8 protein-coding genes are annotated in these 7,537 nt (G+C 37.7%); 7 read left to right on the top strand and 1 reads right to left on the bottom strand.

The annotated features are described in order from the left end of the window. The first annotated feature begins 386 nt into the window (after positions 1-386). The 6 genes from BANA01_RS23430 to rsmI all read left to right on the top strand — a co-directional run bounded on the left by BANA01_RS23430 (position 387) and on the right by rsmI (position 4,732). Positions 387-716, top strand: a complete 330-nt coding sequence (locus BANA01_RS23430; protein ID WP_063254903.1) for a cyclic-di-AMP receptor — start codon at positions 387-389, stop codon at positions 714-716. A gap of 103 nt (positions 717-819) precedes the next feature. Continuing rightward, the gene (gene holB, locus BANA01_RS23425; RefSeq protein WP_063254902.1) at positions 820-1,827 is read left to right on the top strand and encodes a DNA polymerase III subunit delta'; all 1,008 of its coding nucleotides are present in this window, start codon (positions 820-822) and stop codon (positions 1,825-1,827) included. Next, positions 1,820-2,647 (top strand): PSP1 domain-containing protein, encoded by an 828-nt coding sequence (locus BANA01_RS23420; RefSeq protein ID WP_063254901.1) that lies wholly within the window; start codon positions 1,820-1,822, stop codon positions 2,645-2,647. The genes holB and BANA01_RS23420 overlap by 8 nt, the downstream gene beginning before the upstream one ends. A 12-nt stretch (positions 2,648-2,659) precedes the next feature. Further along, positions 2,660-3,031: a DNA replication initiation control protein YabA gene (gene yabA / locus BANA01_RS23415; RefSeq protein ID WP_063254900.1), complete on the top strand. Its 372-nt coding sequence runs from the start codon at positions 2,660-2,662 to the stop codon at positions 3,029-3,031. A 61-nt stretch (positions 3,032-3,092) separates the two neighbouring features. Next, positions 3,093-3,833, top strand: coding sequence for a tRNA1(Val) (adenine(37)-N6)-methyltransferase (locus BANA01_RS23410; protein ID WP_063254899.1), 741 nt, complete (start codon positions 3,093-3,095; stop codon positions 3,831-3,833). Between the two features lie 17 nt (positions 3,834-3,850). After that, a complete protein-coding gene (gene rsmI, locus BANA01_RS23405) occupies positions 3,851-4,732 on the top strand; it encodes a 16S rRNA (cytidine(1402)-2'-O)-methyltransferase (RefSeq protein ID WP_063254908.1) in 882 nt (293 codons plus the stop codon). 45 nt (positions 4,733-4,777) lie between these two features. Here the strand turns inward: rsmI and BANA01_RS23400 are convergent, their stop codons facing one another. Next, on the bottom strand, positions 4,778-5,068 hold the full coding sequence (locus BANA01_RS23400) for an AbrB/MazE/SpoVT family DNA-binding domain-containing protein (RefSeq protein WP_174524443.1): 291 nt from the start codon (positions 5,066-5,068) through the stop codon (positions 4,778-4,780). Positions 5,069-5,533: 465 nt separating this feature from the next. On the opposite strand from BANA01_RS23400, the gene metG reads away from it, so the two are divergent. Beyond that, positions 5,534-7,501, top strand: coding sequence for a methionine--tRNA ligase (metG, locus tag BANA01_RS23395; protein ID WP_063254898.1), 1,968 nt, complete (start codon positions 5,534-5,536; stop codon positions 7,499-7,501). Positions 7,502-7,537 lie beyond the last annotated feature (36 nt).

Raw genomic sequence — 7,537 nt, 5'->3', positions numbered from 1 at the left:
AGAAATTCCGCTTAACTCGTAATTACTAATAAAAAGGGCTTAAACAGTCGGAGAGATTCCGCCTATTGACCCAAAAAATACAAAAATGGGAGAGTTTTCTTTGATTAAGCGGAAACCCTCCGCTTAAATACCCCGAAAAGAGCCTCATTCTGCATTTAACCGGAATATCTCCGCCTGTTTTACTTTTGCTGGTTTCCATGAGGGTTTACCAATAACGATGCCAATACGACTGCCATTAAAGCAATTAGGCAAGTTACTTCGACCGCCCAGAATAAAATTTCAGACAACTTTCCAAAACAACCTATGTCGAATATCAATGTAACAGGGACAAATACCTGTTATAATATAGGAAAGATAAATGAATGTTGACGAAGGGGTTGGTAGAGATGAAACTTATCATCGCTGTTGTTCAGGACCAGGATAGCAATCGATTATCAAAAGCATTGGTTGATAATAATTTTAGAGCGACAAAGCTGGCAACTACAGGCGGCTTTTTGAAATCTGGCAACACCACCTTTATGATTGGAACAGAAGATATTCGTGTAGATCGTGCCTTGCAAATCATAAAAGATAACTGTAAATCACGGGATCAATTAGTGGCACCGGTTTCTCCTATGGGAGGAAATGCGGACTCTTTTGTACCTTATCCAGTTGAAGTTGAGGTCGGCGGTGCTACTGTCTTTGTACTTCCAATCGAACAATTTATGCATTTTTAAATCTATGGCTGTGTTAAAGCTAAAATGTTGATTAGATTGGTTATCAACGGGCAAAAAAAGTAACACAGCCAAATAAATAAATAAAAGTAAGTGGGTGATGAACGTGGTGAAAACATGGGACCAACTAGAAGATCTTCAGCCGGCCGTGCTAAAAATGTTAAAGAACAGTTTGTTGAAGAATCGTGTCGCCCACGCCTATTTATTTGAGGGAATCAGAGGGACTGGTAAAAAGGAAATTGCCTTATTAATTACAAAAGCTTTATTTTGTGATTCTTTAATAGAAGGCTATAAACCATGTGAAGCCTGTCATAATTGCCGCCGTATTAACAGCGGTAATCACCCAGATGTTCATAAGGTTGAGCCTGATGGGTTATCGATTAAGAAACAACAAATTCAAGACCTCCAAGAGGAGTTCTCAAAAAAAGGTGTGGAATCACAAAGAAAGGTTTATATGATTAGTGACGCTGATAAAATGAGTGTTAGTGCGGCAAATAGTTTGCTTAAGTTTCTTGAGGAACCAAACTCACAAACTACAGCCTTTCTTTTAACAGAGCAGCCGCAACAGCTATTACCGACCATTCTTTCGCGCTGCCAAATATTATCATTTAAACCATTACCTCTGCATGCGATGATTCAACAATTAACTGAAAATGGCGTTAATCCAATGAAAGCACCATTATTAGCTCAGTTGACAAATAGCCTGGACGAGGCGTATGAGTTAAATGGTGATGATTGGTTTGCACAAGCTCAAAAGATAGTGGTAAAATTATATGAGGTGTTGAGAAAAAATCCTTTAGAAGCTATGGTAACTCTTCAAGGGGAATGGTTTTCACACTTTAAAGAGAAAGAACAGATTAATCGTGGTTTAGATCTTTTACTTCTTATTTTTAAGGATTTATTATATATACAATTAGATAAACAGGAGCAAATCGTCTTTAAAGCTGAAAGTGACCGGTTGAGACAGTATGCTCTTGAAACATCCGGACGGCGGTTATCGGATCAAATGTCGGCTATTCTCGAGGCAAAAAGGAAGCTTGCGGCTAATATGAATCCGCAGCTAATGATGGAAGAGCTTGTGTTGAATTTGCAGGAGGGATCTTCATTTGTATGATGTTGTAGGAGTACGCTTTAAAAAAGCGGGTAAAATCTATTATTTTGATCCTGGAGACCTCTCAATTCAGAAGGACGACTTCGTCATTGTCGAAACTGTGCGCGGTGTAGAATACGGAAGGGCCGTTGTTCCTCGTAAACAGGTTGAAGAGCATGACGTTGTTTTACCCTTAAAAAAGGTAGTGAGAATTGCAGATCACAAAGATCGAATGATCGTTGAAGAAAATAAACAAGCTGCCCAGGAAGCATATGATGTTTGTAATGAAAAAGTAAATGGACACCAATTAGATATGAAGCTAGTGGATGTTGAATATACATTTGACCGAAATAAGATAATTTTCTATTTTACTGCTGACGGAAGAGTAGATTTTCGTGAGTTAGTAAAAGATTTAGCGTCTATTTTTCGGACAAGAATTGAATTACGCCAAATCGGTGTTCGGGATGAAGCGAAAATGCTTGGAGGAATTGGTCCATGTGGAAGGATGCTGTGTTGTTCCACGTTCTTAGGTGATTTTGACCCTGTATCCATTAAGATGGCAAAAGACCAAAATCTCTCATTGAATCCTACTAAGATATCCGGTTTATGCGGTAGGCTTATGTGCTGTTTAAAATATGAAAATGATGAATACGAAGCTGCTAAAGAACAACTGCCTGATTTGGGCGAGATGATTGAAACTCCTCAAGGTCGAGGAAAAGTGGTAGGATTAAATATATTAGAGCGGGTACTTCAGGTGGAACTAAAGGAACAGGATCGAGTTCTGGAGTATACATTGGACGAAATCATTAAAGAGGGTGCCTTGTCTATACAATCCACAGATTAAGAGGTGTGCGACGTGGATAAAAAAGAGATATTTGAATCAGTAAGTAATATGGAAACACAAATTGGCCATCTTTACCAACAACTCGGGGAATTAAAGCAGCATTTAGCCGAAATACTAGAAGAGAATCATTATTTAAAGCTAGAAAATGAACATCTAAGACGCCGTTTAGATGTAACCACGGAAAAAGAAAAAAAGGATGAGAAAGTTAAAAAAGGGACAACCTCCCGTGTGTCTGCCGGAGACCGGACTTTAGATATCGGAGAAGGCTATGATAATCTTGCTCGTCTATACCAAGAAGGATTTCATATTTGTAACCTTCATTTTGGAAGTTTACGTAAGGAAGGCGATTGCTTATTTTGTCTCTCCTTTCTTAATAAGAAATAACATGAAGAGGTTGACACAGGTCAGCCTCATTTTTTTACATATTATTTAGAGGTGTGTAGTTATGGTTTTGTTAAAGGGTGATGAGCGGCTTGATTATTTGCTTGCTGAAAATCTAAGGATTATCCAAAGTCCTTCAGTTTTTGCTTTTTCGTTAGATGCGGTTTTACTCGCTCGATTTGTGTATGTCCCGATACAAAAAGGGAATATCATTGATCTTTGTAGTGGAAATGGTGTGATTCCATTATTTTTAAGTGCCCGTACAAAGGGGAATATTGCTGGTGTAGAGATACAAGAGCGTCTTTATGACATGGCAGTAAGAAGTATTGAATATAACCATCTTCAGGAACGCCTGCAGATGATTCATGGGGATATAAAAGAAATGCCTAAACAATTAGGCTATGGAAAATATGATGTAGTCACCTGCAATCCGCCCTATTTTACAACAGCTTCAAAAGAGGAAATAAATCCGAATGAGCATCTGGCTATTGCTCGTCATGAGATTCTATGTACTCTTGAAGATGCGGTAAAGGCCTCAAGTCAGCTGGTGAGACAAGGCGGAAAGGTGGCATTTGTCCATCGTCCAGGAAGGCTGATGGATATCATTTCGCTTATGCGGCAGTATCGCCTTGAACCAAAGCGCATTCAGTTTGTTTATCCGAAGCAAGGGAAAGAGGCAAATACATTATTAATTGAAGCAATTAAAGATGGCAGTCCGGATTTAAAAATACTTCCTCCCTTATTTGTTTACAATGAAGAAGGGGAATACACAGCTGATATAAGAAAAATTTTATATGGCGAATAATGAAATGGGTGATGAATGTGTGGCAGCAAAAGAGCTTTGAAAATGAGGCACAAAAGGGAATACTTTATCTTGTCCCAACTCCAATTGGCAACCTTGAGGACATGAGTTTTCGTGCTGTAAGGATTTTAAAGGAAGCAGATTTGATTGCGGCAGAGGATACAAGAAATACAAAGAAATTATGCAATTACTTTGAAATTCAAACGCCAGTTGTCAGCTATCATGAGCATAATAAGGAATCAAGTGGCGAGAAGCTTATTCATAAAATTAAAGAAGGCATGAAAATTGCTTTGGTGAGTGATGCTGGTATGCCGGCAATTTCAGATCCAGGATATGAGCTCGTAGAGGCTGCAATAAGTGAAAAGGTAACCGTAGTACCCCTGCCAGGAGCTAATGCAGCCCTTCCAGCATTAATTGCCTCAGGACTTACCTGTCAGCCTTTCTATTTCTATGGATTCTTAAACCGAAGCAAAAAGGAAAAGAAAACAGAGTTAGAGAGTTTAAAGAAACAAACAGGAACACTTATTTTCTACGAATCGCCACATCGACTGAAAGAAACCTTAACAAGTATGTATGATATCCTCGGGGATCGTAAGGCGGCGATTTGTCGTGAATTAACTAAGAAATTTGAGGAATTTATAAGAGGAAACTTATCTGAAGTAGTGGAATGGGCACATCAGGATGAAATTCGTGGTGAATTTTGCTTAATTATTGAAGGTGCCGACGAAAGCAAACTAAAGGAAGAAGAAAGTTCCTGGTGGGAAGCCCTGTCGATTGAAGAACATGTAAATCACTACATAAGTGTAAAAGAAATTCCTTCTAAAGAGGCGATCAAACAAACAGCGAAGGATCGCGGCATTAACAAACGTGAAGTATATCAAGCATACCATATTGACCAATAATCATTAAAAAAAGCTTCTCCCGCTGCAGGAGAAGCTTCATTTATATTATTTCACCAATTCAAATTGGCTTTTGATTTCATTTACTAACTGTTCTGCACCTTCACGGCTAAGGATTAACTTTCCGCCAGCAAGTGCTAAGTTATCATCAGAAACTTCACCTGTTACTTGGCAAGTCATATTAGGCTTGTATTTCTTTAAGATAATGCGCTCGTCATCAACATAAATTTCGAGTGCGTCTTTTTCAGCAATACCAAGTGTTCTTCTTAATTCGATAGGAATTACTACACGACCTAATTCATCAACTTTACGGACAATACCTGTAGATTTCATTTTAATAGCTCCTCTCATATTAAACCTATAAACTTCTATTTCTATTTATTCGTCATTATTCGACATATTTTTTATAAACTTATAATACCAGCGATTCCATTTTCCGTCAATTACTTTAAAGTAAAAAATAATGGAAAATATTATCAATTCATAGAATTGTTGATATATCAATGTATAATGAATAGTCATTCAAGTTTATTGGTTTTTTACCATTATTATGTGATTAAATTAGTTTCGTATTTACTTTGTAAAATTCGACAAAAAACAACAATAATCTTCTATATAAGTTTCGACAGAAGTTTTATTTTTTTGGGGGGAGAAGGAAAAATGATAAAATAAATCTATTGCATATGTTTGGGCTTTATTGCACATTTATTGATTTTTGGGTATATTTTGATGATATAGAAGGACGAAAAAAGGTAATAATGTTTTAATAGAAATGTTGAGTGTTTACTATTAGGAGGGTATCAAATGCAAGAAAAACAAAAAACTTTTTATCTCACCACTCCGATTTATTATCCGAGCGGAAATTTACATATTGGCCATGCTTATACTACTGTAGCCGGAGACGCAATGGCACGCTATAAAAGGATGCGCGGCTTTGATGTAATGTACTTAACAGGAACAGATGAGCACGGGCAAAAAATTCAGCGCAAAGCTGAGGAAAAAGGGATATCCCCACAGCAGTATGTGGATGAAATTGTGGATGGAATTAAAGATTTATGGAGAAAGCTTGATATCTCTTATGACGACTTTATTCGAACAACGGAAGAGAGACATAAGCAAGTTGTCGAAAAGATTTTTGCTAGACTGCTTGAACAAGGTGATATTTACTTGGACAAGTATGAAGGCTGGTATTGTACTCCGTGTGAATCTTTTTACACTGACCGACAATTAGTGGAAGGAAATTGCCCTGACTGCGGCAGAGGTGTAGAAATCGTTAAAGAAGAATCCTACTTTTTTAAAATGAGTAAATATGTCGATCGACTGTTACAATACTATGAAGAAAATCCGGAGTTTATCCAGCCAGAATCACGAAAAAATGAAATGATTAATAACTTTATCAAACCTGGTTTAGAGGATTTAGCTGTTTCAAGAACAACCTTTGATTGGGGAGTAAAAGTACCTGGGGATCCAAAACACGTCATTTATGTTTGGATTGACGCGTTATCTAATTACATTACGGCACTTGGCTATGGAACAGATAATGAAAATAAATATTTGAAATACTGGCCAGCAGATGTTCATCTTGTTGGGAAAGAAATTGTTCGTTTCCACACCATTTATTGGCCCATTATGTTAATGGCTTTGGATCTTCCACTTCCTAAAAAGGTTTTTGCACATGGCTGGCTTTTAATGAAAGATGGAAAAATGTCTAAATCAAAAGGCAATGTTGTGGATCCTGTTACATTAATTGATCGTTATGGTCTTGATGCGCTTCGATATTATTTATTAAGAGAAGTGCCATTTGGGGCAGATGGTGTATTTACACCAGAGGGATTTGTTGAAAGAATTAATTTCGATTTAGCAAATGATCTAGGCAATCTGTTAAACCGTACAGTAGCGATGATTGATAAATACTTTGATGGTGTGATTCCTGCTTATTCTGGCTCTACGGGTGAATTTGATGAGGCGCTGCTTCAGGTCAATCGTGAAACGGTTGCTAAATATGAAGAGGCCATGGAAAAGATGGAATTTTCCGTTGCGCTAACATCCATATGGCAATTGGTGAGTCGTACCAATAAATATATTGATGAAACACAGCCATGGGCATTGGCAAAATCAGAAGAAAATAAGGATGAGCTGGCTAGTGTAATGGTGCACTTAGCTGAATCATTAAGAAGAACAGCAGTTTTGCTGCAGCCATTCTTAACAGTGACACCGAATGGTATGTTTGAACAACTGGGCATTAACCATGAGGAACTTAAGACATGGGATAGTTTAACTGGCTTCGGCGCTATTCCAAAACGTACGAAGGTTTTAAAAGGAAATCCTTTATTCCCGCGCCTTGAAATTGCAGAGGAAGTTGAATTTATCCGTGCTAAAATGGGAGGTTCAGCTCCAGTCGTTGAAGAGAAACAAGAAGAAAAACAAGTAGAAAAGCCAGAAGAAATAGCTGAAATTGCAATAGATGATTTCATGAAAATAGATTTACGTGTAGCAGAAGTCGTTCAGGCTGAACATATTAAAAAAGCTGATAAGCTGTTAAAACTTCAGTTGGACTTAGGCTATGAAAAACGTCAAGTGGTCTCAGGCATTGCCCAGTATTATAAACCTGAGGAGTTAGTTGGAAGAAAAGTAATTTGTATAACAAACCTTAAGCCGGTGAAACTACGTGGAGAATTATCACAAGGAATGATCTTAGCAGGATCGAAAGATGGAGCCTTGTCGCTTGCCACCGTTGACCAAACATTACCAAACGGTTCGAAGGTAAAGTAGATTATTTGAATGGAAATGTTCCACGTGAAACAAATT

Origin of the sequence: Neobacillus niacini NBRC 15566 (genome assembly GCF_001591505.1) — a bacterium.
GTDB classification, from domain to species: Bacteria; Bacillota; Bacilli; order Bacillales; family Cytobacillaceae; genus Neobacillus; species Neobacillus niacini.
Note: the sequence above shows the minus strand (reverse complement) of the source record. Positions and strands in the feature narration are given on the sequence as shown.

Excerpts from the sequence above, each read along its gene's own strand:
- BANA01_RS23430 (WP_063254903.1), top strand. The coding sequence starts at position 387 with ATGAAACTTATCATCGCTGTTGTTCAGGACCAGGATAGCAATCGATTA.
- BANA01_RS23410 (WP_063254899.1), top strand. The coding sequence starts at position 3,093 with ATGGTTTTGTTAAAGGGTGATGAGCGGCTTGATTATTTGCTTGCTGAA.
- metG (WP_063254898.1), top strand. The coding sequence starts at position 5,534 with ATGCAAGAAAAACAAAAAACTTTTTATCTCACCACTCCGATTTATTAT.